This window comes from Caulobacter sp. DWP3-1-3b2 (genome assembly GCF_049896325.1).
Lineage (GTDB): Bacteria > Pseudomonadota > Alphaproteobacteria > Caulobacterales > Caulobacteraceae > Caulobacter.
The window spans coordinates 1-26,391 of the sequence record NZ_JAFCUB010000018.1 but is presented as its reverse complement, the minus strand read 5'-3'; the positions used below and the strand labels follow the sequence as shown (position 1 = coordinate 26,391).

Below are 26,391 nucleotides of genomic sequence, written 5' to 3'. Positions count from 1 at the left end.
GCGGGCGCCGGTCTAGGGGGCCAAGATGGTCTCTCGCGCCGGGGTTCGCAATCGGGGGATGCCGGTTATCCGACCACCGCCATGGCCGGGAAATCGACGATCATCGGCGTGAAGCCCAGCGCCGCCAGGAACCGTCGCAAGCCGTCCTGAGAGATCGCCGTGGTCGCGTTGTTGGCCAACGGATGGAAATTGACCGGATCGGACTTGGCCAAGCCCGCGTCGAGCACGAAGCGCACGCGGTGGTCGGTGTCGTTTATCAGGCCGAACGCCGTGACCGAGCCCGGCGTCACCCCCAGGGTCTCCAGCATCAGGTCGGGAGAACCGAACGACAGCCGGCCCGAGCCAATCACCGTGTGCAGGCGCTTCAGGTCGATCACCGTCTCGCCCAGAGCCGAGATCAGCCATAGCTGACCTTTCGCGTCCTTCAGGAACAGGTTCTTGGTGTGCCCGCCGGGCAGGGTCGCCTTGATCTCCAGCCCCTCCTCCACCCGGAACACCGGCGGATGATCCAGGGTCGAATGGGCGACGCCGTGGGCGTCGAGGAAGGCGAAGAGGTCGGCGCGGGTTTTCATCCGGACGTTCTAAGGCGGGCGAGGACCTGTTCCAGCACGAAAGCGACGCGGTCCTCGACTGGGGCCTGCGGCAGATCCACCAAGGTGTAGCCGAGCTCGGTATAGACCTGCGCCATCATGGCGTGGGTGCGTACGGCCTCGGCGAAATCCTGGCGGCGCTCGGCGTCGTTGGTGAAGACCTCCGGCCACGGCGGGGCGATGAACACCAGCGGCTCGTAGTGCAGCGTCAAGGCCGCTGCGGCGAGGTCCTCCGGGATCGGCAGGCCGCACAGCCGCAGATAGCCGACAATGTCCGGCACGCCGCGATCGAAGAACACAGGCCCGCTGAGCAGCTCTACGAGGGCATGCGCACGACTGTCCATGACCAGCATCCAGCGGGCATAGGCCTCGCGGTCCGCCCACGGCAGGGCCGTGCCGCCGGCCTCGACCTGGCCCCGGATGATCGCCCGGCCGCTCTCGAAGACGCACGGAAGGCCCCGCGCCTCCAGGGCGTCGATCAGGCTGGTCTTGCCCGCCCCCGGTCCTCCGGTGACGACAAAGCGGCGCGTGAGCATGGGTTTCATCAAGGCCCCTTTCGATCGGTGCGGGTCGGTGCGCTGGACGGGCTCGCCCTTCGGGCGCTAGAGCAGGATAGGGAATGGCGAACGCAGGAAGAAGAGAGCGGCATGGAACTGGAGTGCTACCCCACCGAAAATCGCCCGCCCGAGATCGTGCCGGGCCGGCCGCAGCGGGCCTGGATGGACCATTTCGCCGACCGCCATCCCTATCGCTGCCTGCCGCTGACCATGGCCAACACCACCGGCTGGGAAATCCTCTGCCCGGTCGGCTTTTCCGCCACCTGGGACGGCGGGGCGCATCAGAACTGCATCACTTTCAAGGCCGACCATCCGCATCCGGGGTTTGACGATTTCGTCAAGTCACACTTCTCGCGCGGCACCATCACCTTCCACACCGGCTATCTGTTTCGCACCCCGCCCGGCTGGTCGATCTGGACCATGGGCCCGCCCAATCACATCAAGGATGGCGTCCAACCGCTGGCGGGGCTGGTCGAGACCGACTGGCTGCCCTTCCCCTTCACGATGAACTGGATCTTCACCCGCCCGGGCACGGTGCGCTTCGAAAAGGGCGAGCCATTCTGCTTCTTCATGATGATCCAGGACAAGCCCCTGGAGCAGGTGCAGCCGGTGATCCGCTCGATGAACTCCAACCCCGACCTGCGTGGCCAGTACGACGCCTGGGCCGCCAAGCGCGGCGAGTTCAACACCCGCATCTTCAAGCGCGACCCCGAGGCGATGAAGGAGGCCTGGCAGCGGTTCTACTTCAAAGGGGAATATCCCGAGGAGGTCGAGGCCCCGGCCCCGGCGAGCCACGTCAACAAGCGGCGGTTGAAGGCGCCGAAGGTGGGATGATGGGGTGACCACGGCCGGGGACATGCCCTTGCGGCGTGTCCCCGATTGCACGGCGCGACTTCAGCGCGTGCGCGATCACAGGGGCGCCGATCGGGGTCTCCGTGGGCCGTGACTCGCAGCCCTCCCAGTGTTGGGTCTACCCATCGCAGCGTCATCGCCACAATTTTAGAGAACTCTGATTGACAGAGCACTAAATCATGTCACTCTGTTTGACAGAGCGCTCTGGGCGCTCAGCAATGGAGGCCCCAATGGGCATTTCGAGAACCGAGGCGGCGTCGGCCCTGACCGACATCGAACGCACCGCCGGCCGCAGCCGCGAATTGAAGGGTTACCAGATCGCCGGGCCGATCCTGATGGTCTGGGGCGTGGTCTGGATCCTGGGCTATACCGGCATGGGCCTGCTGCCGCCGGAGCAATGGGGCATGACCTGGCTGCCGCTGGACGCGCTGGGCATCCTGGCGACCATCCTGATGTCGCGGCGCGGCAAGAACGCCGCGCGGGCAGGGTCGGGCTGGAAGATCGCGGCCAGCGCCCTGACGATCATGGCGTTCATGACGGCCACCTATCTGGTCTTCCAGCCGACCTCTTTAGAGCCCGCCATCGTCTATCCGGGGCTGATGACCGGCCTGGTCTATGGCGGTGTCGGCATCGCCTTCGCGCCGCGCTTCCTGTGGATCGGCGCGGGGGTGTTCGTCGCCACCCTGGTCGGGTTTTTCTTCTTCCAGCCATGGCTGGCCTTCTGGATGGCCGCGGTCGGCGGCGGCGGGCTGATCCTGGGCGGCCTATGGCTGCGGAGGGCGTGAGCGTGGCGGAGCTGGACGAGCTGATCCATCAGCCGCTGCGGCTGAAGATCATGGCGGCCCTGCACGCCCAAGGCGCCGAGCCGCTGGAGTTCGCGCGCCTCAAGGCCATCATCCAGGCCACCGACGGCAATCTGGGCAGCCACCTGACCACCCTGGAAAAGGCCGGCTATGTCGAGATCGCCAAGGACTTCGTTGGCAAGAAGCCCCGCACCCGCGTGGCCATGACCCCGGCCGGCCGCAAGGCCTTCCGCCGGCATGTGGAGTATCTGCGGGAGGTGGTGGAGGGGGTTGGCGGGGAGTAGACAACGACCGCTCACCCCGGCGGATGCCGGGACCCAGATCGTATGGCGTCGAGGCTGATTGGGAGAGCTCAGCGCTTGAGGAACCCAGTCTGAGTCTTCCATCTGGGTCCCGGCATTCGCCGGGATGAGCGGATTTAGGAAACCGCCTTCACCGCCGAGACGATCGACTTGACCACCTTCTTGACCAGGGCCGGATCGTCGCCCTCAGCCATGATCCGGATCAGGGGCTCGGTGCCCGAGGGCCGCACCACGATGCGGCCCGAGCCGTTCAGCTGGCTCTCGCCGTCGGCGATGGCCTCAATCACCGTCTTGGCCTCCAGCGGTTTGCCCCCGGCGAAGCGGACGTTCTCCAGCAGTTGCGGCACCGGTTCGAACTGGCGACCCAGGGCGCTCATCGGCCGGTCGCTCTGGATCATCACCGCCAGCACCTGCAGGGCGGCGATCAGGCCATCGCCCGTGGTCGAGAAGTCCGACAGGATCACGTGGCCCGACTGCTCGCCGCCCAGGTTGAAGCCGCCGTCGCGCATGCGGGCCATCACATAGCGGTCGCCGACGCCGGTGCGCTCCAGCTTCAGCCCGTTGTCGGCCATCAGCCGTTCAAGGCCAAGATTGGACATCACCGTGGCCACCACGCCGCCGGCCTTCAGCTTGCCGGCCTTGGCATAGGCCAGGGCGATGATCGCCATGATCTGGTCGCCATCGACCACCACGCCCTTCTCGTCGCAGATCACCAGGCGGTCGGCGTCGCCGTCCAGGGCGATGCCGATGTCGGCGCGATATTCCCGCACCAGCTTGGCCATGGCCTCGGGATGGGTCGAGCCGCACTCGGCGTTGATATTGGTCCCGTTGGGGGCGACCCCGAGCGGGAACACCTCGGCGCCCAGCTCATACAGGGCCTGGGGAGCCACCTTGTAGGCGGCGCCATGGGCGCAATCGATGACGATGCGAAGGCCAGCCAAGCTCATGTTGCGCGGGAAGGTCGCCTTGACGATCTCGATATAGCGGGCCTGGGCGTCATCGACGCGCTGCACCCGGCCCAGGCCGCGCGGCGGCGCCAGGCCCTCCTGCAGGCCCTCGTCCATCAGGGCCTCGATCTTCAGCTCCTGGGCGTCCGAAAGCTTGTAGCCGTCGGGGCCAAACAGCTTGATGCCGTTGTCGGCGAAGTCGTTGTGGCTGGCGGAGATCATCACGCCCAGGTCGGCCCGCATCGAGCGGGTCATCATCGCCACGGCCGGGGTCGGCAGCGGGCCAAACAGCCGCACGTCCATGCCGACGCTGGCGAAACCAGCGACCAGGGCCGGCTCGATCATGTAGCCCGACAACCGGGTGTCCTTACCGATCACCACCAGGTGGCGGCGGTCGTCCTGCGAGCGGAACAGCTTTCCCGCAGCCAAGCCGACGCGCAGCGCGACCTCGGCGGTCATCGGGTGCAGGTTGGCCTGGCCGCGGATGCCGTCGGTGCCGAAATAGGCGCGCTTGCTCATGGTCGTCTTCCGGTCTCGTTAGGCCATCGTCGAACCGCGAAACGATCCGAAATGCAGATTTATGAGGGCAGGTCCTGCACGAATGCTAAAGCCCGGCCGTGAAATATCCGCTGCGACAGCATTAGTCTGGTCGCTGCGTTCTACAAAGGATCATGGCCCATGTGCGGCATCATCGGCATCGTCGGCGTCAAGCCCGTCTCGGACCGGCTGATCGACAGCCTCAAGCGGCTGGAATATCGCGGCTATGACTCGGCCGGCGTCGCCGCCGTCGTCGATGGCAAGGTCGAGCGCCGGCGCGCCCAGGGCAAGATCAAGAACCTGGAGGCCTTGCTCGCCGAGCAGCCGCTGGGTGGGCAGAACGGGATCGGTCACGTCCGCTGGGCCACCCATGGCGCGCCCAATCTCAAGAACGCCCACCCCCACACCGCCGGCCGCGTCACCCTGGTGCACAACGGCATCATCGAGAACTTCGCCGAGCTGAAGGCCGAGCTGGCCGCGGCCGGTCGCACCTTCGAGAGCGACACCGACACCGAGGTCATCGCCCAGTTGATCGACGCCGAACTGGCCACCGGCCTGGCGCCGCTGGAGGCCTTCAAGACCACGCTGGACCGGCTGACCGGCGCCTACGCCCTGGCGGTGCTGATCGAGGGCGCCGACAACCTGATCCTCGGCGCGCGTCGCGGCAGCCCGCTGGTGGTGGGCGAGGGCCAGGGCGAGATGTTCCTGGGCTCCGACGCCCTGGCGGTCGGCCCCTTCACCAACCGCGTGATCTATCTGGAGGAGGGCGACTATGTGGCTCTCGACCATGACAGCGCCCGCATCTTCGACGTCAGCGGCGCGGCCGTGACCCGTCCCGTCAAGATCGTCCCGGCCTCGGCGGTGATGATGGAGAAGGGCAATTACCGGCACTTCATGGAGAAGGAAATCCATGACCAGCCGGAGGGCTGCCAGCGCACCATCGCCGCCTATGTGGACGCCCTGACCGCCCGCACGGCCATGCCCGGCGGCCTGGACCTGGCGGCCCTGGAGCGCATCCAGATCGTCGCCTGTGGCACAAGCTACATCGCCGGCGTCATCGGCAAGTACCTGATCGAGCAGTTGGCCGACCTGCCGGTCGATGTCGAGATCGCCTCGGAGTTCCGTTACCGCACCCCGGCCCTGCGTCCAGGCTCGCTGGTCATCGCCATGTCGCAGTCGGGCGAGACCGCCGACACCCTGGCGGCCCTGCGCTACTGCAAGGCCAAGGGCATGAAGAGCGCCGTGGTGGTCAACGCCCAGGAATCGACCATGGCCCGCGAGGTCGACGTGGTCTGGCCGATCCATTGCGGGCCGGAGATCGGCGTCGCCTCGACCAAGGCCTTCACCGCCCAGGTCAGCGTGATGATCGCCCTGGCCGTCGCCGCCGCCAAGGCGCGCGGGACGATCGACGACGCCGAGGAGCAGCGCCTGGTCAAGGTGATGCTCGAAGCCCCACGCCTGATCGCCGAGGCCATCGGGCTGGAGGACTCGCTGAAGGAGATCGCCGGCGAGATCGCCAAGGCTCGCGACGTGCTTTACCTCGGCCGCGGCCCGATGTCGGCCCTGGCTCTGGAGGGCGCGCTGAAGCTCAAGGAGATCAGCTATATCCACGCCGAGGGCTACGCCGCCGGCGAGCTGAAGCACGGGCCGATCGCCCTGGTCGACGACCAGACCCCGATCATCATCCTGGCGCCCTACGACTCATGGTTCGAGAAGTCGGCCTCGAACATGAGCGAGGTCATGGCGCGCGGCGGCCAAGTGGTGTTCATCACCGACCCCGAAGGCGCGCGCCACGCCCCGGCGGGCGCGCGGGTGGTGGTCACCGCCCCGGCCTGCGACCCCCTGGTCTCGGCCCTGGTGATGTCGGCCCCGATCCAGCTGCTGGCCTATCATGTGGCGGTCATCAAGGGCGCAGACGTCGACCAGCCGCGGAACTTGGCCAAGTCGGTGACGGTGGAGTAGGCGCGACGCCGGCCCTGCGCAAACAAGGAGAAGCCATGTCGATCACCATGACACCCATCGGCGTCGTCCACGGCGGTCGCGACGTGCCCGAGGACGACGACTGGGGCCAGAGCCGGGTGCGCATTGATCTCGACCCCGCGCGGTTCGGCGCCGAGGCGCTGCTGGGGCTGGAGGCCTTCAGCCATGTCGAGGTGATCTATGTCTTCGACAAGGTGACCGACGACCAGATCGTCACCGGGGCCCGTCACCCGCGCGGCAACAAGGCCTGGCCCAAGGTCGGCATCTTCGCCCAGCGCGGCAAGAACCGGCCCAACCGCATCGGGGCGACGGTCTGCGACATCGTCTCGGTCGAGGGCCTGTCGCTGGAGGTGCGGGGCCTGGACGCCATCGACGGCACGCCGGTGCTCGACCTCAAGCCGGTGATGGCCGGCTTCGCCCCGCGCGGCGAACATCGCGAGCCGGATTGGGCCGGCGAGATCATGAAGGACTACTGGTAGGGGGAGGACCTATCCAGGCGTCCGCTCGCCCTCGAACATGTAGTCCCGGGTTATAGGCAGGGCGCCGACCTTCTTGGCGACCTGGATCTGGAAGACCATGTGGCCGCCATAGCGGAAGCCCAGCTCGGCCCCGCACAGGTAGAACTCCCAGAGCCGCAGGAAGCGGGCGTCGAACATCGTCGGGATCTCGAGATCGGCCAGGAAGCGCCTGCGCCATTCGCGCAGGGTGTCGGCATAGTGCAGGCGCAGGATCTCGATATCGGTGATCCACAGGCCGGCCGCCTCGACCGCCTTGACGATCTCCGACAGGCCCGGGATGTAGCCGCCGGGGAAGATGTATTTCTGGGTGAAGGCGTTGGTGGCGCCGGGGCCGCTCATCCGCCCGACGGCGTGGATCACCGCGCTGCCGTCGTCGGCCAGCAGGCGTTTTACGGTGTCGAAATAGGTCCGGAAGTTCGGCGCGCCGACATGCTCCAGCATGCCAACCGAGACGATGCGGTCGAAGGTCTCGTCCAGGTCGCGATAGTCGGTGAGGCGGAACTCGACCTGGTCGGACAGGCCCGCCTTCGCGGCGCGCTCGGTAGCCAGGGCCAGTTGCTCGGTGGACAGGGTGACCCCGGTCATCTTCGCCCCGTGGTCGGCGGCCAGGGTCATGGAAAGGCCGCCCCAGCCCGAGCCGATGTCCAGCACCTTCATGCCCGGCGTAATGTTCAGCTTGGCGCCGATATGGGCCTTCTTGGCGACCTGGGCCTCTTCCAGGGTCATGTCGGGCCGCGCGAAATAGGCGCAGCTGTACTGCATGTCCGCATCGAGGAACCGCTCATAGAGGGCGTTCGACACGTCGTAGTGGTGGGCGACGTTGCGGCGCGAGGCCAGGCGGTCATTGACCGACTGCACCGTACGCTTCAGCGCTTTGCGGGCCCGCTTCAGGGCCGAGCCGCGCTTGGGCGTGCGCCCGCCGCTCTTGCCGACGATCTCCAGCAGGTCCCATAGCGTTCCCTGCTCGATCGTCAGGTCGCTGTCCATATAGGCCTCGCCCAAGCCGAGGCTCGGATTGGTCACCAGCCGCCGCAGGCCCTTGGCCGTGACGCGCATCGTCACCGGCGGACCCGCGCCGTCGCCGGCCTTGACCACCGAACCGTTCGGCATGTGGATCGTCAGGTCGCCGACCTTGATCATCTTTTTGAGCAGAGCTTCGATCATGGCGCCAACCGTAGCGCGAGCGCCGCCGCCAGGAACAGACCGAAATTTTCGTCCGTCTTCCCTTGCGGAACGGCGGTCACGAAACGGCTGTTGCGGGTTGGGCTCAGATTCAATCGCCATCCAAATTTCCGTTTTCCCGGCGAAGGCCGAGGCCCAGGTGAAACCCGCGAGAGGCTCTGGATGAAACTGGGTCCCGACCTTCTCCGGGAAAACGGAACTTGGAGTGCTGTTTCTGTGTAAGCCAAACGCCCGGCTAGTGCTCGCTGTCGAGGTGGGCCATCTGGGCCTCGGCATAGCGCGTGCCGGCCGCCGCGTCCTTGGGAACCGCATGCTCGATGGCCGCCAGGTCGTCTGCCGACAGGATCACGTCCAGCGATCCCAGCGACTCGGCCAGCCGGGCGCGGGTGCGGGCCCCGACCAGCGGCACGATGTCGTCGCCTTGGGCGGCGACCCAGGCGATGGCGATCTGGGCGACGCTGACGCCCTTGGCCGCCGCGATTGTCCGCAGGGCCTCGACCAGGGCCAGGTTCCTGTCGACATTATCGCCCTGGAAGCGCGGCGAGTGACTGCGGAAATCGCCCGGCGCCTGCCCCTGATCCCTGTTCCAATGGCCGCTGATCAGGCCGCGCGACAGCACCCCATAGGCGGTCATGCCGATGCCCAGCTCGCGCAGCACCGGCAGGATCCTGTCCTCGAGGCTCCGCGAGATCAGCGAATATTCGATCTGCAGGTCAACGATCGGATGGACGGCATGGGCCTTGCGGATGGTTGCAGCCCCGACCTCCGACAGGCCGATGTGGCGCACGTATCCGGCCTGGACCATCTCGGCGATGGCTCCGACCGTGTCCTCAATCGGCACGAAGGGGTCCAGGCGGGCCGGGCGGTAGATGTCGATATGGTCGACGCCCAGGCGCTGCAGCGTGTAGGCCAGCGAGGTCTTCACCGCCGCCGGACGGCCGTCAAAGCCGATCCAGCCGCCGGCCGGATCGCGCTGGGCGCCGAACTTGACGCTGAGGATCGCCTGGTCGCGCTTGCTTCCTTTTAGAGGTTGGGCCTTCAGGGCCTCGCCGATCAGCATCTCGTTATGGCCCATGCCGTAGAAGTCGCCGGTGTCGATCAAGGTGATCCCGGCCTCCAAGGCGGCATCGATCGTCGCCAGGCTCTCGGCGCGGTCCGAGGGGCCGTACATGCCCGACATGCCCATGGCGCCCAGGCCCAGGGCCGAGACGGTGGGGCCGGTATTTCCGAGTTTGCGCTGCTGCATGGGATGTCTCCTTGAATGCGACGAGGGGACTATGCCTCGGCGTCTCGCGTGCGATAATCCATTCACCGCTGCACGAGCTGTTTGGAAATCCGCACAATGGCCAAGCCCGACCTTGCCGATCTCGACGCGTTCACCGCCGTGGCCCGGGCGCGAAGCTTCCGCGGCGCGGCGGCCTTGCGCGGGGTGTCGGCCTCGTCGCTGTCCGAGGCGCTGCGCCGACTGGAGGCCGATCTTGGCGTCCGCCTGCTGAACCGCACCACCCGCAGCGTCACCCCCACCGAGGCCGGCGGGCGGTTGCTGGCCCGGCTGACCCCGGCCCTGGCCGACGTGACCCTGGCGCTGGACGAGGTCAACGCCTTCCGCCACAGCCCCACGGGGGTGTTGAAGCTCAACGTGCCCGGCGCGGTGTCGCGGATCGTCTTTCCGGACCTGATCCCGCGCTTCCTGGCCGCCCACCCGGGCGTCCGGGTCGAGGTCACGGTCGAGGACAGCTTCGTCGATGTGCTGGCGGCCGGCTTCGACGCCGGCGTGCGCTACGACGAGCGGCTGGAAAAGGACATGATCGCCGTCCCCCTGGCCGGCCCGCAGCGCTTCGTGGTGGTGGGCGCGCCGGCCTATTTCGCGGCGCACGGCCGGCCGGTTCACCCCCGCGAGGTGCTCAACCATCCCTGCATCCGCCACCGCTTCGCCAGCGGGACCAGCTATGCCTGGGAGTTCGAGAAGGACGGCGAGGTGATCCGCGTCTCGCCCGACGGACCGCTGATCACCACGAGCATCGACCTGGAACAGGCCGCAGCCGTGGCCGGCGTGGGCCTGTTGGCCACCTTCGAGGACTTCGTCGCCGACCTCGTCGCGGCCGGAAAGCTGGAGACGGTGCTGGACGACTGGCTGCCGCCGTTCAGCGGACCCTATCTCTACTATCCGAGCCGCCGGCACATGCCCGCGCCGCTACGGGCCTTCGTGGATTTCGTGAAGGCGGAGAAACGTTAGCCGCCGCGACGCGTCAGATGCAGAACCCGTCCACACCAGATGAAATCTTCCCCCAACGCTCTGCGCTAAGCGTCGCCTTAGAAAGCCTGTTCTTGCTTCCCGGCCCTCCCGGGCGTAACGGGTCCGCTCTCGCCACTGCAGGCGTGGAAACAATCGAATTGGAGGCTGCGATGGGTTACCGGGTCGCCGTGGTCGGCGCCACGGGCAATGTGGGCCGTGAGATGTTCAATATCCTCGAGGAACTGAAGTTCCCCGTCGAGAAAATGCATGCCATAGCCTCGCGCAAATCCATCGGCGTGGAAGTCTCGTTCGGCAACAAAATCCTGCACTGCGAGGACCTGGCTCAGTTCGACTTCAGCACGGTCGATATCGTCCTGATGAGCGCCGGCGGCGCCATTTCCAAGGAATGGGGCGAGAAGATCGGCGCGGCCGGTCCGATCGTCATCGACAACAGCAGCCACTTCCGGATGGATCCGGACGTGCCGCTGGTGGTGCCCGAAGTTAACCCCGACGCCGTGCTGAAGATGCCCAAGAACATCATCGCCAACCCCAACTGCTCCACGGCGCAGCTGGTGGTGGTGCTGGCGCCGCTGCATGCCGAAGCCAAGATCAAGCGGGTGGTCGTCTCGACCTACCAGTCGGTGTCAGGCGCGGGCAAGGAAGGCATGGATGAGCTGTGGGAGCAGACCAAGGGCGTGTTCGTCCTCGGCGCCCCGCCGCCCAAGAAGTTCACCAAACAGATCGCCTTCAACGTCATCCCCCATATCGACAGCTTCATGGAGGACGGCTTCACGAAGGAAGAGTGGAAGATGATGATGGAGACCAAGAAGATCCTGGATCCGTCCATCAAGCTGGTCGCCACCTGCGTGCGGGTGCCGGTGATGGTGGGCCACGCCGAGGCCGTGAACATCGAGTTCGAGACCCCGCTGGACGAGGATGACGTCCGCGAGATCCTGCGCGACGCCGACGGCGTGTCGGTCGTCGATAAGCGCGAGGATGGCGGCTACATGACGCCCAAGGAAAGCGCCGGCGAGTTCCCGGTCTATGTGTCGCGCATCCGCACCGACCCCACGGTCGAGAACGGCATCGTGCTCTGGTGCGTCGCCGACAATCTGCGCAAGGGCGCGGCGCTGAACGCGGTGCAGATCGCCCAGCTCCTCCATGAGCGCGGCCTGATCAAGCAGAAACTCCCGGCCTAAGCCGCCCTCCGCAACAAGCGGGTGGACGATTTCAAGGGCTCCCGGGACTTAAGTCCCGGGAGCCCTTTTTCATGCCAATGACAGGACACGACGCCATGACGGCGGATTTGAGCAAAAGCCCGGACGAGGGTCGGACGGCGCTGATCGCCGGGGTGGGTTGCTACCTGATGTGGGGCTTCCTGCCGCTGTACTTCCACCTGCTGGCGCTGCTCGGCGTCGGGTCGTGGGAGATGATCGCTCACCGTACCCTATGGGCCGCGCCCTGGGCTTTCCTCGCCGTGTTGCTGGCGCGGCAAGGCCGGCAGGTGATGGACGTGCTGCGCCAGCCGCGCACCCTGGCGATCCTGGCGCTGTCGACGACCGCCATCTTCATCAACTGGTCGATCTATGTGTTCGCGATCAACGCCAGCCACGTGATCGAGGCCAGCCTGGGCTATTACATCAACCCGCTGATGAACATGGCGGCCGGCGCCCTGCTGTTTCGCGAGCGGATCAGCCGCGAGGGGGCGATCGCCATCGGCCTGGCGGTGATCGGCGTGGCGATCCAGACGGTGGCCCTGGGCCATCTGCCGATCATCTCGCTGGGCGTGGCCTTCAGCTTTTGCCTCTACGCCATCCTCCGCAAGCAGGTGAAGGCCGACGCCCAGACCGGCCTGTTCATCGAGTGCGCCTATCTGGCCCTCCCCGGCCTGCTGTACGTTCTGCATCTGCAAGCCGCCGGCCTGGGGCATTTTGGGGCGACGGCCAAGGTCACGACGCTGCTGATGCTGGCCGGCCCGGCCACCGTCGTGCCCCTGGCCCTGTTCGCCTGGTCGGCGCGCCGCATGCCGCTCAGCGCCATGGGCTTCCTGCAGTTCATCGCCCCGACCATCCAGTTCGCGATCGGCGTGGCCCTGGGCGAGGCCTTCACCCCGATGCGGGCCTTGTCCTTCGCTTTCATCTGGCTGGGCGTCGCGGTGTTCGCCTATGGAGCGTGGAAGCGGACGCGCGGAGTTTAGGTTTGGGGACAGGCGCATGCGCCTGTCCCCGTCCGCGCCTAGAGCATTTCCCGACCTGACTGCGTCAGGCCTTGAGCTCTAATCTTTTGTTTTGACGCATTTTTCTTCACGCGAACCGGAACCACTTCGCTCGAAAACTGCTCTAGAACCTCTTGGCCACCCCGAACGCCAGCTCCAGGTCCGGGGTATAGTGGTTCAGCCCCACATAGGCCGAGGCGTCCAGCTGCAGGTCGGAAACCGCCTTCGGCGTCCAGGCCGCAGTCAGGTCAAAGCTGGCCTCGGTGACGTGACCGGACGGGTCCTCATCGCGATCGGCCGATAGTTCGACGCCCAGGCCGAACGGGCCGATCGAGCGCCCGACGCCCACGGATGCCGCATAGCCGAGATGGCGGCCGCTACCGTCCCCATCAGCCCGGGCGTCAACCTCGGGTGACAGGGCCAATGACCAGTCGGCGTTCAACGGCAGCGACATCGGAGCGATCAGGCCCCCCTGCCACGCGCCGTCGCCGATCCCATCGGACCCGACGGGCGCGGTGACGAACGGCTGCAAGGCGATCGAGACGCCGTCACCGCCGGGGTTCTTCAGCGACCACCGTAGGCCGAGGTTCAGGTCGCCGGCGCCCGAGACGGTCGAGACCGCGCCGCTGGTCCGATCCTCGTCGCGGATGCGCTCATGCGCCGTCCAGCTGACCTGTCCCTCGACCGTCGGGGTCAGGCCCAGGCGCAGCTCCAAATCTCCAAAGGCGGTGTCTACGGTGGAGGTCCCGCCGCCCCGGCTCCAGGCGCCGTCGGCCACGCCCAGCTCGGCCTGGAAGCGCCCGACATCAAGAACGCAGGGCGGCGAGCCCTTGCCGGGCCGGTCGGCGCAGAAATCGCGGGTGGCGTCTTGAGCGCGAGCGCCGCCGGCCATCGCCAGCAGAGACAGGGTCGTGGCCGTAAAAAGTCTTCGCATCGGGTCGCTCCCCTGAAAGCCGTTCAAAGCGCCGAATAGGCCGCCTGGATCAGCCGAACAGCTCGCGGGTCGCCAATCAGTTCCGTGCCCTGCTTGTTCATCACATAGGCCCCCGACACCCCGCGCGACGGGTCGGCGAAGGCGCAGGAGCCGCCCCAGCCACTGTGGCCGAAGGCTTCCGGCGTCGGGCCATAGAAGAAGTTGGGCGTATTGCGCATGAACCCCGCGCCCCAGCTGATCACGAACGGCAGGACGAGGTCCTGGCCGACGATGCGCTCGGCGCTGGCCATGGCGACCGCCTCGGGCGACAGCACCCGCACGCCGTCCAGTTCGCCTCCCGACGCCAGGGCGCCCATCAGCCGGGCGAGCGCTGGCGCGGTAGCATGGCCGTTGGCCGAGGGGATCTCGGCCCGTCGCCAGTCGGCCGTGCCACGTCCGCCGGGGGCCGCCCACTTGGTCATGAAGGCGGCTTTCACCGCATCGTTCATCGCCCCGAACCGTGGCAGGCCCGTGGGCCGCATCAGCTCGGCGCAGCGGGCGTGCTCGCTGTCGGGCAGGCCGATCCACAGGTCCAGGCCCAAGGGCTCGGCGAGGTCCTCGCGCAGCGCCGTTCCCATGGTCCGACCATCGACCCGGCGGAAGATCTCGCCGGCCGTGAAACCGAAGGTCACGGGGTGATAGCCGCTGGCCGAGCCGATCGGCCACAGCGGCGCCATGGCCGCCAGCTTGGCGCAGGTGGCGTCCCAGTCGTACCAAAGGGCGGGATCCTGCTCGTCCAGAAAACCCGACAGCCCGTCCTGGTGCGACATCGCCTGGCCGACGGTGACGTCCTGCTTGCCGGCCTGGGCGAACTCCGGCCAGACCGAGGCCACGGTCTGATCGTAGGTCAGCCGGCCCTGGTCGACGAGGCGGGCGATCAGCAGGGCCGCCACGGCCTTGGTGGTGGAAAACAGCGGCGTCAGGGTGTCCGGGCCAAAGGCGACCTGGTGCTTGCGGTCGGCGTGGCCGCCCATCAGGTCGACGACCACCTCGCCCTGGATCGCCAGGCTGAAGCGCGCGCCGAGTTCGCCATGGTTCTCGAAATTGGCCGCGAACGCGTCGCGGACGGCGGAAAAGCGGTCGGGGCAGAAGCCGGTGATGTCGACGGTCATGGGGAGGGTTTAGCAGGTCCTCCCCCCGTCGGGGAGGTGACCCGAAGGGCCGGAGGGGGGAGTGAGCTCGGAAGCGATCCATAGCCCTCAGTCGCTTCGCGACTGCTCCCCCAGAGGGAGAGGGGTGGGGACTAGGCCAGCCGTTCAATCCGGACGGTCGGCGAAGTCTGCTTGATGCGCGCCGCCATGGCCACGATCGGCAGCTCCGAGGCGTTCCAGATATTGGCCGCCGTCACCGTCTCGGCCACGCCGCCCACGGCGCGGGCCAAGCCGTAGGAGAGAGTCTGGCCTTCGAGGATCGAGGCGGCGTAGAGAGCGGTGAGCAGGTCGCCGGTGCCGCTGGGCGAGCGTTCGGCCTTGGCGTGGGCGGCCAACCAGGCCTCTTTGCGGTCGGCATAGACCACGCCGATCTCACTTCCTCTGTGTACGGACGACACCAGGGTCGGCTTGTTCAGCAGACGCGCGGCGCGCACGGCGGCCTGGGGCTCGCGGGCGTCGGTTCCGGTCAAGTGCTGCAGCTCCCAGGCGTTGCAGGCCACGACATCGGCGCGCGGGATCAGCTCGGCCGCGACGGCCTCGGCCACCTCGGCGGGCACATACAGCCCCTTGCCGGCGTCGCCCAGGGTGGGATCGACGATGACGGTTGGCTTGCGGACCACGCCGCCCTGAGGCGCGTTGTCGCGCGGCGCGGCACGCACGGCGTCAATGGTTCGGGCCGCAGCGCGGACCTGGGCGGCGCTGGCGAAATAGCCGGTAATGACCATGTCGGTCTGGCCAAACAGCCCATTGGCCTCGATGCCGTCGAGCATGCTCTCGACCAGTTCGATCGGCACGGGCGCCCCGCCCGGAATGCCCCAGCCGGGATGGCGGCCATACAGCACGGTCGGCACGATCATCGAATCGATGCGGAACTGTACGAGAGCGGAGGCCTGGGCCGACGCGCCGACCCGGCTGCCGGCGACATGGCTGGAGATGATCAAGGCTAGCGGCATTCTCAAGCGCTTAGCCGAGCAATGCGACGTTGAATAGGGCGATCGTGCAATGGTGACGCTTAGGTGAGAGAACGTCGGTATCAATTGATCGCGGTTGAACACTCGCCACGAATAAAGGCCCGCAGCGTTTCCGCAGCGGGCCTTTCAGACTTCACCCGGAGGCGAAGTCTAGTAGCGGTAGTGGTCCGGCTTGAACGGGCCGTTTTCCGGGACGTTAATATATTCAGCCTGGTCGGGGCGCAGCTTGGAGAGCTTGGCGCCCAGCTTGGCCAGGTGGAGAAGGGCGACCTTCTCGTCGAGGTGCTTGGGCAGGGTGTAGACGTCGTTCTTGTAGGCCGACCTGTTGGTCCACAGTTCGATCTGGGCCAGGGTCTGGTTGGTGAAGCTGGCCGACATCACGAACGAGGGGTGGCCCGTCGCGTTGCCCAGGTTCACCAGGCGGCCTTCCGACAGCAGGATGATCTTCTTGCCGTCCGGGAACTCGATGTGGTGGACCTGCGGCTTGATCTCATCCCACTTGAAGTTCTTCAGGCCGGAGACCTGAATTTCCGAGTCGAAGTGACCGATATTGCAGACGATGGCGTTGTTACGCATCGCCCGCATGTGGTCGACGGTGATGACATCCTTGTTGCCCGTGGCGGTGACGAAGATGTCGGCGCGGCCGGCCACGTCGTCCAGGGTCTGGACCTCATAGCCTTCCATCGCCGCCTGCAGGGCGCAGATCGGGTCGATCTCGGTGACGATCACGCGGGCGCCGCCTTGGCGCAGCGAGGCGGCCGAACCCTTGCCCACGTCGCCATAGCCGCAGACCACGGCGACCTTGCCCGACAGCATGACGTCGGTGCCGCGACGGATGGCGTCGACCAGCGATTCGCGGCAGCCGTAGAGGTTGTCGAACTTGCTCTTGGTGACGCTGTCATTGACGTTGATGGCCGGGAACGGCAGGTCGCCCTTGGCGGCCATCTGGTACAGGCGGTGGACGCCCGTGGTGGTTTCCTCCGACACGCCGCCGATGGCGTCGCGGATCGCGGTGTAGAAGCCCGGCTTCTCGGCCAGATAGCGCTTCATCACGGTGTAGAGGGCTTCTTCTTCCTCGTTCTGCGGATTGTTGAGAAGGGTCGGGTCCTTCTCAGCCTTGGGGCCCAGCACGCAGAGCAGGGTCGCGTCGCCGCCGTCGTCGAGGATCAGGTTCGGATAGCCGCCGTCCGACCATTCGAAGATCTTGTGGGCGTATTCCCAGTACTCGACCAGGTTCTCGCCCTTGAAGGCGAAGACCGGCACGCCCGAGGCGGCGATGGCCGCGGCGGCGTGGTCCTGGGTCGAGAAGATGTTGCACGAGGCCCAGCGGACGTCGGCGCCGAGCGCGGTGAGCGTCTCGATCAACACGGCGGTCTGGATGGTCATGTGCAGGCTGCCGGCGATACGGGCGCCCTTCAGCACCTGGCCCGGGCCATATTCGGCGCGGGTGGCCATCAGACCGGGCATTTCGGTCTCGGCGATGTCGATTTCCTTGCGGCCGAAATCGGCGAGCGAGATGTCCTTGACGATGTAGTCGGCCACGGTCGGGCTCCTGCAGTCGGGGGAAGGTCTTGCGGGGTCTATACCCCGCCCACGCCCTTCTCGCAATTAAGGCATAAGGATTTCTTTATATGCCCGGAAATAGATGGGTCACCAGAACCTTTTAGCCTCGGCGAAGGTGACATAGGCGCCCTGGGCGTCGGCGAGCAGCTCGGCTTCGCGTTCAGGTCCGCCCGCCGTCAGGCGGCCGGCGGCGAAGGCGGCTTCAGGGTCTTCGCTGGATAGGGCGACCTCGCGGGCCAAGGCCTCGCGCACCGCCAGGTCGTTCAGAAGACCCAGGCTGTCCTGCAACACCTTGGTGGCCTCGACGAACCGAGCCAGCCGCTTTGGATGCTCAGGAAACAGGGCGCCGAGATCCTCCGTCGCATAGCGCAGCTTTTTGCCGCGGATCCTCAGGTGGTGACGGTCTCCCGCACTCAGGGCCGCCAGGTCGGCGCCGTCCTTGCGGATGCGGCGGCGAGCCTTGGCCAGGGTGTCGGCGGCAAAGGCGGCGGCGGGCCGGTCGCGGACCGTCTTCAGGCGCTTGTCGGTGGTCCAGGAGCCTGCCTCGAGCCAGGCGGCGGCTTCCAGAGCCAAGGCGCGGAAGCGAGCCGAATCGACCGCGGCCTCGGCCTGGGCATAGGCCTGGGTCTGGGCGCTCAGCAGCGCCTTGCCGAAGGCGGCCAGGGTGCGGGCCTCGTCCTCGGCGGCGGCGTCGACAGCCGCCTCGGCCGGCGTTTCGGCGGCCTGGCTCTCGGCGGCCGGACGCCAGACGTCGGCGATGAACACATCCAGGCCCCGCGCCGCGCCCAGTTGGTCGGCCAACCATTTGAGCTCGGCCCGAACGTGGCGCGCGGCGGAGTCACCGGCCAGCGGCTTGAAGGTCGACAGCAGGGCGCGGAAGCGCCGCGCCGCCACGCGCAGCTTGTGCACCCGGTCAGGGCCAGGGCGCGTGCGCTGGGACTCGGCGGCGGAGCAGAGACGGCACAGCGCTGCCCGGCCCAGCGCCTGCAACGCCTCGCTGGTGGTCGCCTTGGGGGCCAGCGGCGTCTCGGGACGCGGGCCGTCCGCCTCGTCCAGGGCGAGGGCGTAACCGCGCTCGGCCTTGCTGACCAGCGACAGGCGCAGGGACGCGTGGGCGGCGACGTCGCGGGCCAGGTCGAACAGCGCGCTGGCAGGCCCGGATTTCAGCTCCAGCTCCAGTTCGCTGACTCCGGCGCGGCGGGCGTCGGCCAGCAGCTCGCCCTGGTCTAGCGCCGCTTCGATGGTCGCCCCCTCGCGCTCGATCATGCGGGTCACCCGGCGTACATTGGTGGCGAACACGGGGATCAGAGCGGCACCGTTGACGGTCTGGGCGGCGGGGGTCTTGGCCAGCAGGTCGCGGTCCGGCTCGGGGCCGACCACCGCGCTCTCCCATTCGCCGCGCGCGAACACCCCGCCGGCCGAGGCTGATTTCAGGGTCTGTTTGCGGCCGTTCTCGCCGTCGCGGATCCGCAGGCCGAAGCCCGCCTTGCGCAGGGCGTGGTCGGCGGTGTCGAAATAGGTGGCGTCGAGCTGCTTGACCGCTTCCCGTCCCTCGAGACGGGCCAGGATCGCGGTCGCAGCCTCCGGGGCGATCAGGAACTTCAGCTCGATTTCGTGATCCATGGCCTGACTATAACCGGAGCGGCGGGTTTTGGCTCCAAGCGGGTCGCCACGAGGGGCGAACGCGCTTGGCGCGCTTGCCAATCGCCATCGCCGAGTCCAAACCTGCCCGCCATGACGCAGATCAATTTCGCCGCCGAACCTCGCCACGACTGGACGCTTCCCCAGGTGGAAGCCCTGTTCGACCTGCCCTTCATGGAACTGGTGTTCGACGCCGCCTCGGTGCATCGGGCGGCCGGTTTCGACCCGTCCGAGGTGCAGCTGTCGCAGTTGCTGTCGGTCAAGACCGGCGGCTGCGCAGAGAACTGCGGATATTGCAGCCAGAGCGCCCATTTCAAGACCGGCCTGAAGGCCGAGAAGCTGATGGACGCCGACGTCGTGATCGCCAAGGCCCGCGAGGCCCGCGACGGCGGGGCCCAGCGCTTCTGCATGGGCGCCGCCTGGCGCGAGCTGAAGGACCGCGACCTGCCCCGGCTGGCGGCGATGATCGGCGGGGTGAAGGCCCTGGGCCTGGAGACCTGCGCCACCCTTGGCATGCTGACCCCGGACCAGGCGCGACAGCTGAAGGACGCCGGGCTCGACTATTACAACCACAACCTCGACACGGGCCCTGAGTACTACGGCGACGTGGTCACCACCCGCACCTACCAGGACCGCCTCGACACCCTGGCCCATGTGCGCGACGCCGGCATGAGCACCTGCTGCGGCGGCATCGTCGGCATGGGCGAGACCCGCCGCGACCGCGCCAGCCTGCTGCGCCAATTGGCCAACCTGCCGAGCCACCCCGACAGCCTGCCGATCAATGGCCTGGTGCCGGTTAGCGGCACGCCACTGGGCGACAAGGTGCTCAAGGCAGGCCAGATCGACTCGATCGAGTTCGTCCGAACCGTCGCCGTGGCCCGGATCGTGTGCCCGCAATCGATGGTTCGCCTGTCGGCCGGCCGCGACGACATGAGCCGCGAGCTGCAGGCCTTGTGTTTCCTGGCCGGCGCCAACTCGATCTTCGTCGGCGGCAAGCTGCTGACCACCCCCTTGCCCGGCCAGGACGAGGATAGCGCGCTGTTCCAGGACCTGGACCTGCGCCCGATGGGCGTCGCCAAGGCCGTGGCCCCGGAATCTGTGGCGGCGGTGTAATTTTCCTTCTCCCCTTGCGGGATAAGGTGGCGGCGTAGCCGCCGGATGAGGGGTCTCTCGAACGACAGAAGCCGCGACCGGCCTTTCGGCTTTCGCGGCTTTTTTGGCCTTCGACCCCTCACCCGACCCCGCTCTGCGGGGCCACCCTCCCCCGCAAGGGGAGAGGGAGAGGCTATCGCTCCTCGTCGAACCGATTGGCCACCAGCTCGGTCAGCGCCTCAAGCGCCGCCTCTGCTTCAGGTCCATCGGCTTCGATGTCGATGGTCGAGCCGATGCCGGCGGCCAGCATCATCAGGCCCATGATCGAGCGGGCGTCGACGCTGGTTCCGTCGCGGGCCACGGTCACCTCGGCGTCAAAGCCCGAGGCCAGCTTGACGAACTTAGCCGAGGCGCGGGCGTGAAGCCCCCGCTCGTTGACGATCTCGACCGTGCGCGTCGCCATGCGACTCATTTTTCTCCCGCGAGCACATAGGAGGCCACGGAGATATATTTGCGTCCAGCCTCTTGGGCGTGGGCGACGCAGGTCTGCAGGGTCTCACGCTGGCGCACGCTGGCCAGCTTGATCAGCATCGGCAGGTTCAGTCCGGCGATCACCTCGGCCTTGGTCTGCTCCATCACTGAGATGGCCAGATTGCTGGGCGTGCCGCCGAACATGTCGGTCAGCAGGATGACGCCGCCGCCGCTATCGACCGCCGCGCACGCCTTCAAAATGTCGGACCGGCGACGCTCCATGTCGTCCTCCGGGCCAATGCAGATGGCCTTGACCGCGCTTTGCGGCCCGACCACGTGCTCCATGGCGGAGACAAACTCCTCCGCCAGCCGCCCGTGCGTGACTATCACGAGCCCGATCATGCCTGATCTCTCAAACGGGATCCCCATAACCCGTGACGACCAGGGAGGGCCGCGCGGGTCGCCTTGATACGCTTGTTATTCGGCGACTCCAAGATGCTCAAACATGCGGCGGATTTTCCCGGGCGCGCCGGGTTCCAGAGGCCACAGCTCAAGCACCGGCGTGACAACGCCTTCGAAGGTCTCGAACATCGGATCGGGCAGCCGTTCGACCGCCTGCGGCCGATCCACGCAGCGCACCAGCAGGTTCACCGGACAGAACGGCCGATAAGGCCTGGACAGGATTCCGACCCCCCGCGTCTCGATCAACCCGGCCAGGGCGTCGGGCGCGCGTCCAAAGAGCCGACCGTTCGAGACGAAGACCAGGGTGCGGTCGTCGGCGACCAGGGCGAACCCCTGGTCCAGCGCCCGCAGCGCCAGGTCGCTCTTGCCGACGCCGGACGCCCCTTCGATCAGCGCCCCGCGCCAGGCGCCGGCCACCCGGCAGGCGATCAGGCCGGCATGGCGGATCATTCGCGCTGGCCGCCGTGGTGGCTGGCGCCGGCCTCGGGCAGATCGACGCGGAACCGCGCCCCCACCACCCTGCCGTCCCCGTCCTTGCGGTTCTGGGCGATCATCTGGCCGCCATGGGCCTCGACGATCTGGCGGGCGATCGACAGGCCCAGGCCCGAATTGCCGCCGAACGCCCGACCCTTGGGCCGGGAGGTGTAGAAGCGCTCGAAAATGGTCTCGAGATTGTCGGGCGGGATGCCTGGTCCGTCGTCATCGACCGTGACGATCAATCGGTTGTGGTGGTCACGCAGGCCATGCTCGCGGGCCAGGGCCACCCGCACCTCGCCATCGGCGGCGCTGAACGAGCGGGCGTTGTCGATCAGGTTGCGGAACACCTGGCCGATCGGAGTCTCGCGCGCCATGACCCAGACAAGCTGCGGCGCGGCCTTGTCGTCGAAGGTCACCCGCACGCTGCCCGGCGCGTCGCCAGGCCGAAGCTGAGCCTCGTAGAGGTGGATCACCTCCAGCAGCAGCAGATTCAGCGCGAAGGCCTTGGGCGCCTCGCGCGACAGCTCGGCGTCCAGGCGCGAGGCGTTGGAGATGTCGGTCACAAGCCGATCCAGGCGCGTGACGTCCTGCTGCAAAATGCCCAGCAGCCGGGCCCGGGCGGCGGGGTCGGACACCAGGTCCAGGGTCTCGATCGCCGAGCGGATCGAGGTCAGGGGGTTCTTGATCTCATGGGCCACGTCGGCGGCGAAGCGCTCGATGGCGTCCATCCGCTCCGACATCGAGTCGGTCATCTCTTCCAGGGCCCGCGACAGGTCGCCCAGCTCGTCCTTGCGGCCAGAAATCTCGGGCAGGGTGATCGCTCGCGCGCCGTCCAGGCGCACGCGGTCGGCGGCGCGCGCCATGCGCAGCACCGGCTGGGCGATCAGCCGGTTGAGCAGGAACGACGAGATCAGAGTGGTGAACACCGCGATCAGGGCGAAGGGCAGCAAAGCCTTGCGCTCGCCAGCGATGATCTCGTCGACATCGCCGGCCTCCAGTGTCAGCACCCCCAGGACCGCCCGCACGTGCTGGATGGGGATCGACACCGACACCACCCGCTCGCCATTCTCGGCCCGGCGCATGCCTGCCACCGGGCCGCCCTCGCTGGCCCGGGAAATCTCGGCGATCAGGGCCGCGCGGGCCTCCGCGACGGCCTTGGGCTTGGTGTCGGCATCGTGGGTGGGCAGGCGGAACTCGGGCTGGCCGGGCTTGCGGGCCGGCGGCAGCGCCTGCGACTCCACCCGATCGGCGACGACATAGCTGTCGGCCAGTTGATTGCCCCGGGCGTCGAACAGCCGGGCGCGCTGCGAGCGAGGGATGAACAACCCCTGCAGGATGTCGCTGGCCCGATCGGCCTCAAGCCGTGGCTCGGGATCGCCGACCGTGGCGGCCAGGTCGATGACATTGGCGATCAGCTCGCCCTGGGTGGTCAGGCTGTCGATGCGAGCCTTGATCAGCCCGCTGCGCAGCTCGTTGAGCACCAGCGCCCCGCCCAGCAGGATCGCCAGGGCCAGGACGTTGAGCCCGATGATCAGCCGGCCCAGGCGCGAACCCCTGGGCCAGGCTAAATTGGGCCAGGCTAAATTGGGCCAGGCTAAATTGGGCCAGGCTAATTTGGGCCAAACCAGCTTGGGCCAGCTCAATCGGCGCTTTGGCCGCTGTGCGGACTCCGATCCCACGGCGGGATCAGGATTCGCGATAGCGGTAGCCGACGCCGTAGAGGGTCTCGATGGAGTCGAACTCCGGATCGACCTGGCGGAACTTCTTGCGCATCCGCTTGATGTGGCTGTCGATGGTGCGGTCGTCGACATACACCTGATCGTCGTAGGCGGCGTCCATCAGGTTGTCGCGGCTCTTCACAAAGCCGGGGCGCTGGGCGAGGGACTGCAGCAGCAGGAACTCGGTGACCGTCAGGCGCACCGGCTTGCCGTCCCACAGGCTGTCGTGGCGCGCCGAGTCGAGGGTCAGCTTGCCTCGCTTCATGATCTTGGAATTGGGCGAGCCCGGCGCGACACCCGGCTCGTCTTCCTCTGGGCGGGCCCGGCGCAGCACGGCCTTGACCCGCTCCAGCAGCAGGCGCTGGCTGAACGGCTTGTGGATATAGTCGTCGGCCCCAAGGTTGAAGCCCAGGATTTCGTCGATCTCGTCGTCCTTGGAGGTCAGCATGATCACCGGAATCTCGGTGGTGGCGCGCAGGCGGCGCAGCACCTCCATGCCGTCCATGCGGGGCATCTTGACGTCGAGGATCACCAGATCGGGCGCCTGGCTCTCGACCGCGTCGAGGCCGGAGGCGCCGTCATAATACGCCTTCACCACATGGCCATGGCTTTCCAGGGCCAGCGAAACCGAGGCGACGATGTTCTCGTCGTCGTCGATGAGAGTAATATCGGCCATCGAGCCTTATCGGTCCTTTCGAGTCTTCCCGCCGATACTATCGGGCGACGAGCCCCCGTACAACGCGCCTGCAACGCCCATGGCGCCTTGGGAGGCGGCCAAGCTTTCGCGATCTTTTGCGGCTCCAGCGTGGCGCCAATGCGGCCAAGCGCTTCAGGCGCGGTATCCCGGCAACTTCGCCTTAAGGTCTCGTATCCCATAACGGAGCCCCGGGGAGCCCTTTAGCCCATGAGTGATCAGGTCCATTATGAGCTGTTTGTGCGCCGCAAGCCCGGCGCGCAGTGGACGCTCGACATGGCGACCGAGATCCGCACCCACGCCCTGGCCGTCGCCGAGGAGACCTTGCAGCAGGGCCGGGCGATCGCCGTGAGGGTGACCAAGGAAACCCTCGACAACGACTCCCGTGAGTACAAGTCGATCTCGATCTTCACCAAGGGCCAGGTCGATGGCGGCAAGCCCAAGAAGGTCCAGGAAGACCTGGACCCGCTGTGTGTCCAGCCGTCCGACCTCTACACCACCCACGCGCGCGACCGGATCGGCCGACTGCTGGAGGCCTGGCTGGCGCGGCACAACGCCACCCCGTTCGAGCTGCTGCACCGTCCCGACCTGGTCGAGAAGCTGGAAGCCTCGGGCACCGACCTGCAGCACGCCCTGCAAAAGATCGCCATTCCCGAGGCCGAGGCCCGGGGCATGTCGGTCCACGAACTGATCCGCACCTTCCAGGGCCTGGTCGAGCGCACCGTCGCCAACCTGATGAAGGCCTTCAAGAAGGGTGCCCTGCCCGATCTCGACAAGGAAGGCTTCGCCCGCGCTGCCGAGCGTCTGGTCAGCGATCCCGACCGCGCCTTCCTGCTGGGGGCCGGCGTCGCCGCCTCGATCGCGCCCGGCAAGAACTGGTCTGAGAAGATCGCCCGCCTGCTCGACCTGGCCGACGCCGCGCCCACCGAGCCTCGCGCCAGGGCCGCAGCCCTGGCCGCCCTCGAACAGCCCCTGGCCGAGATCATTGGCTCGAAGGCTGGCATGGCCGACCTGCTGGGCGCCGACAACGCCGACCTCGGCACCACCCTGGCCGGCATGACCCGCCTGGCGGGCGGCGCCCAGGTCGAGGCCCTGATCCGTGTCGAGGCAGGCGTGCGCAACTGCATGCCGACCCTGTCGGGCACCGCCAAGCGCCTGAGCGAGTGGCTGACCGGCGACGACTTCCCCGCCGTCCGCTCGTCTATCGCCCATCGGGTGCTCAAGGAGCTGAACGGCGTGCGCCGCCTCAAGCCCACTGACGCCGAATCCGAGATCGAGCACCTGCGCGCCCTGGCCATGAGCTTGACCGCCGCCGCCGGCCGCATCCTGCCGGCCGAGGACATCACCAGCGCCTTCACCACCCGTTCCAAGACCCTGCTGAATGGCGAGTTCATCGAGGCCCTGCTCGGCCGCGAGCGCTCGTCGCGTGAAGAGATCCAGATGCTGATCCGCCTGGCCGAGAACGTCATGGGCGCGGTCAACAAGCGCATGGCCGCCCGCTGGCTGTTGGCCAATATCCAGGCCCTGCGCTTCGAGCGCGAGCTGCGCCAGGGACCGGACAGCGCCGCCTCCAAGCTGGCCGCCCTGGGCGCCCTGCAACGGTCGCTGGTCCGCTCGGGCCTGGTGATCGAGGACTATGAGCCGCTGTGCGCCAAGATCGGCGAGGTGGGCGGCATGATCGAGGCCGACACCCGCCTGATCGCCATGCTGGCCCGCGCGCCCGCTCCCCTGCCGCAGAAGCTGGCCTTGCTGATCAAGCTGGCCATGGGCGAAGCCGGCCCGACAGGTCCGGTGGCTGACAAGGCCAAGCTCGAGGCCATGAAACTGGCCCGCGCCCCGGAGGCCCGCGAGGCGCTGGCCGCCTCGCCGGAGACGATGGATTTGCTCAAGGGCATGGTGATGCACAAGGCGGCGGCTTAGGGGCTGGTTGTGCCAAGCTCGCTATTGACCTTAGTCAGACATTGGCGATCTCCGTTTGTGCCTAAAGGATGGTGTCATACGCCCCGTGGAACATTGATATGCTTGGCCGCTTTGTATTAGTCGTAACCATCGCCGCATCCTTGGGGGGCTGCTTTTTAGGTGATGAGAACGCTGGCAAGTGGTCCACTTCTGGCCAGATCAAGGCTGCTGCATCCCGTTGCGGAATAAGCAGCTTCGAACCTACGAAGGCTGGCGACGGTTGGGCCGCCTACGTCAGCAAGTCGGTGCCAGATCACAAGGCGAAGGAGGACTGCATTTATGCGCACCTTGCGAGCCAAGGGCGGCTTACGACCCGTTAGGCAGTCAGCCATCGGACGCTCACAACGTCCCTTCCGGCGATAGCCGCATCCGCCCCGGATGAGGCCACGCCTGAAACCATTGCATGATGGGAGCTCTGGCGTGTGGGGGCGGGGAAGGGCCCCCCGGGGGGGCGCGGGGGGGGGGGGGCGCGCGCCCGGCCGGGGGAGGGCCCCCGCCCC

General features: G+C 67.3%; 25 protein-coding genes. 10 read left to right on the top strand and 15 right to left on the bottom strand.

Annotated elements, in window-relative coordinates; translation table 11 throughout:
• Positions 1 to 65: 65 nt before the first annotated feature.
• On the bottom strand, positions 66 to 572 hold the full coding sequence (locus ACP7AG_RS12800) for a prolyl-tRNA synthetase associated domain-containing protein (protein ID WP_426010060.1): 507 nt from the start codon (positions 570 to 572) through the stop codon (positions 66 to 68).
• Complete coding sequence (locus ACP7AG_RS12795) at positions 569 to 1,135, bottom strand: AAA family ATPase (protein ID WP_426010061.1); 567 nt, start codon at positions 1,133 to 1,135, stop codon at positions 569 to 571. Before ACP7AG_RS12795 ends, ACP7AG_RS12800 begins: the two co-directional genes overlap by 4 nt.
• A gap of 102 nt (positions 1,136 to 1,237) precedes the next feature.
• Here ACP7AG_RS12795 and ACP7AG_RS12790 point away from each other — a divergent pair, with 102 nt between their 5' ends.
• The 3 genes from ACP7AG_RS12790 (at position 1,238) to ACP7AG_RS12780 (ending at position 3,086) form a co-directional block, all read left to right on the top strand.
• Positions 1,238 to 1,981 (top strand): DUF6065 family protein, encoded by a 744-nt coding sequence (locus ACP7AG_RS12790; protein WP_426010063.1) that lies wholly within the window; start codon positions 1,238 to 1,240, stop codon positions 1,979 to 1,981.
• Between the two features lie 248 nt (positions 1,982 to 2,229).
• Positions 2,230 to 2,784 (top strand): hypothetical protein, encoded by a 555-nt coding sequence (locus tag ACP7AG_RS12785; protein WP_426010064.1) that lies wholly within the window; start codon positions 2,230 to 2,232, stop codon positions 2,782 to 2,784.
• Positions 2,781 to 3,086, top strand: a complete 306-nt coding sequence (locus tag ACP7AG_RS12780; protein WP_426031216.1) for a winged helix-turn-helix domain-containing protein — start codon at positions 2,781 to 2,783, stop codon at positions 3,084 to 3,086. The genes ACP7AG_RS12785 and ACP7AG_RS12780 overlap by 4 nt, the downstream gene beginning before the upstream one ends.
• Positions 3,087 to 3,220: 134 nt before the next feature.
• Here the strand turns inward: ACP7AG_RS12780 and glmM are convergent, their stop codons facing one another.
• Entirely contained in the window at positions 3,221 to 4,570 is a 1,350-nt protein-coding gene (gene glmM / locus ACP7AG_RS12775) for a phosphoglucosamine mutase (RefSeq protein ID WP_426031214.1), read from the bottom strand.
• Positions 4,571 to 4,729: 159 nt separating this feature from the next.
• Between glmM and glmS the strand changes: the two genes are divergently transcribed.
• Positions 4,730 to 6,550 (top strand): glutamine--fructose-6-phosphate transaminase (isomerizing), encoded by a 1,821-nt coding sequence (glmS, locus tag ACP7AG_RS12770; protein WP_426031212.1) that lies wholly within the window; start codon positions 4,730 to 4,732, stop codon positions 6,548 to 6,550.
• Between the two features lie 35 nt (positions 6,551 to 6,585).
• Positions 6,586 to 7,047, top strand: a complete 462-nt coding sequence (locus ACP7AG_RS12765) for an SAM-dependent methyltransferase (RefSeq protein ID WP_426031210.1) — start codon at positions 6,586 to 6,588, stop codon at positions 7,045 to 7,047.
• A gap of 9 nt (positions 7,048 to 7,056) precedes the next feature.
• On the opposite strand, the gene ACP7AG_RS12760 is transcribed toward ACP7AG_RS12765, so the two are convergent.
• Together ACP7AG_RS12760 and ACP7AG_RS12755 are read right to left on the bottom strand one after the other, a co-directional pair.
• Positions 7,057 to 8,250 (bottom strand): class I SAM-dependent methyltransferase, encoded by a 1,194-nt coding sequence (locus ACP7AG_RS12760; protein WP_426031208.1) that lies wholly within the window; start codon positions 8,248 to 8,250, stop codon positions 7,057 to 7,059.
• A gap of 253 nt (positions 8,251 to 8,503) precedes the next feature.
• Positions 8,504 to 9,514, bottom strand: coding sequence for an aldo/keto reductase (locus ACP7AG_RS12755; RefSeq protein WP_426031206.1), 1,011 nt, complete (start codon positions 9,512 to 9,514; stop codon positions 8,504 to 8,506).
• Positions 9,515 to 9,610: 96 nt separating this feature from the next.
• Between ACP7AG_RS12755 and ACP7AG_RS12750 the strand changes: the two genes are divergently transcribed.
• The 3 genes from ACP7AG_RS12750 to rarD all read left to right on the top strand — a co-directional run bounded on the left by ACP7AG_RS12750 (position 9,611) and on the right by rarD (position 12,701).
• Positions 9,611 to 10,504 carry a LysR family transcriptional regulator gene (locus ACP7AG_RS12750; RefSeq protein WP_426031204.1) on the top strand — a complete coding sequence of 298 codons (894 nt, stop codon included), beginning with the start codon at positions 9,611 to 9,613 and terminating at the stop codon, positions 10,502 to 10,504.
• Positions 10,505 to 10,674: 170 nt separating this feature from the next.
• Entirely contained in the window at positions 10,675 to 11,703 is a 1,029-nt protein-coding gene (locus ACP7AG_RS12745; RefSeq protein WP_426010076.1) for an aspartate-semialdehyde dehydrogenase, read from the top strand.
• Positions 11,704 to 11,798: 95 nt separating this feature from the next.
• Positions 11,799 to 12,701, top strand: coding sequence for an EamA family transporter RarD (gene rarD, locus ACP7AG_RS12740; protein WP_426010077.1), 903 nt, complete (start codon positions 11,799 to 11,801; stop codon positions 12,699 to 12,701).
• Positions 12,702 to 12,843: 142 nt separating this feature from the next.
• On the opposite strand, the gene ACP7AG_RS12735 is transcribed toward rarD, so the two are convergent.
• The 5 genes from ACP7AG_RS12735 to ACP7AG_RS12715 form a co-directional block, all read right to left on the bottom strand.
• Positions 12,844 to 13,653, bottom strand: coding sequence for a transporter (locus tag ACP7AG_RS12735; protein ID WP_426031202.1), 810 nt, complete (start codon positions 13,651 to 13,653; stop codon positions 12,844 to 12,846).
• A 23-nt stretch (positions 13,654 to 13,676) separates the two neighbouring features.
• Entirely contained in the window at positions 13,677 to 14,804 is a 1,128-nt protein-coding gene (locus ACP7AG_RS12730) for a serine hydrolase domain-containing protein (RefSeq protein WP_426010079.1), read from the bottom strand.
• A 131-nt stretch (positions 14,805 to 14,935) separates the two neighbouring features.
• Complete coding sequence (locus ACP7AG_RS12725) at positions 14,936 to 15,796, bottom strand: bifunctional hydroxymethylpyrimidine kinase/phosphomethylpyrimidine kinase (protein ID WP_426010081.1); 861 nt, start codon at positions 15,794 to 15,796, stop codon at positions 14,936 to 14,938.
• A gap of 168 nt (positions 15,797 to 15,964) precedes the next feature.
• Positions 15,965 to 17,356, bottom strand: a complete 1,392-nt coding sequence (gene ahcY, locus ACP7AG_RS12720; RefSeq protein ID WP_426010082.1) for an adenosylhomocysteinase — start codon at positions 17,354 to 17,356, stop codon at positions 15,965 to 15,967.
• Between the two features lie 108 nt (positions 17,357 to 17,464).
• Positions 17,465 to 19,000 carry a CHAD domain-containing protein gene (locus ACP7AG_RS12715; RefSeq protein ID WP_426031200.1) on the bottom strand — a complete coding sequence of 512 codons (1,536 nt, stop codon included), beginning with the start codon at positions 18,998 to 19,000 and terminating at the stop codon, positions 17,465 to 17,467.
• Positions 19,001 to 19,111: 111 nt separating this feature from the next.
• Between ACP7AG_RS12715 and bioB the strand changes: the two genes are divergently transcribed.
• The gene (gene bioB, locus ACP7AG_RS12710; RefSeq protein WP_426031198.1) at positions 19,112 to 20,131 is read left to right on the top strand and encodes a biotin synthase BioB; all 1,020 of its coding nucleotides are present in this window, start codon (positions 19,112 to 19,114) and stop codon (positions 20,129 to 20,131) included.
• Positions 20,132 to 20,303: 172 nt separating this feature from the next.
• On the opposite strand, the gene ACP7AG_RS12705 is transcribed toward bioB, so the two are convergent.
• The 5 genes from ACP7AG_RS12705 to ACP7AG_RS12685 all read right to left on the bottom strand — a co-directional run bounded on the left by ACP7AG_RS12705 (position 20,304) and on the right by ACP7AG_RS12685 (position 23,914).
• Positions 20,304 to 20,582, bottom strand: a complete 279-nt coding sequence (locus ACP7AG_RS12705) for an HPr family phosphocarrier protein (protein ID WP_426010087.1) — start codon at positions 20,580 to 20,582, stop codon at positions 20,304 to 20,306.
• Entirely contained in the window at positions 20,579 to 20,983 is a 405-nt protein-coding gene (locus ACP7AG_RS12700) for a PTS sugar transporter subunit IIA (RefSeq protein WP_426010089.1), read from the bottom strand. Before ACP7AG_RS12700 ends, ACP7AG_RS12705 begins: the two co-directional genes overlap by 4 nt.
• A gap of 75 nt (positions 20,984 to 21,058) precedes the next feature.
• On the bottom strand, positions 21,059 to 21,493 hold the full coding sequence (locus tag ACP7AG_RS12695) for an HPr kinase/phosphorylase (RefSeq protein ID WP_426010090.1): 435 nt from the start codon (positions 21,491 to 21,493) through the stop codon (positions 21,059 to 21,061).
• Positions 21,490 to 23,163: an ATP-binding protein gene (locus ACP7AG_RS12690; protein ID WP_426031196.1), complete on the bottom strand. Its 1,674-nt coding sequence runs from the start codon at positions 23,161 to 23,163 to the stop codon at positions 21,490 to 21,492. Before ACP7AG_RS12690 ends, ACP7AG_RS12695 begins: the two co-directional genes overlap by 4 nt.
• A gap of 43 nt (positions 23,164 to 23,206) precedes the next feature.
• Entirely contained in the window at positions 23,207 to 23,914 is a 708-nt protein-coding gene (locus ACP7AG_RS12685; protein WP_426010092.1) for a response regulator transcription factor, read from the bottom strand.
• A 228-nt stretch (positions 23,915 to 24,142) separates the two neighbouring features.
• Here ACP7AG_RS12685 and ACP7AG_RS12680 point away from each other — a divergent pair, with 228 nt between their 5' ends.
• Complete coding sequence (locus tag ACP7AG_RS12680; RefSeq protein ID WP_426031194.1) at positions 24,143 to 25,852, top strand: hypothetical protein; 1,710 nt, start codon at positions 24,143 to 24,145, stop codon at positions 25,850 to 25,852.
• Positions 25,853 to 26,391: the final 539 nt, after the last annotated feature.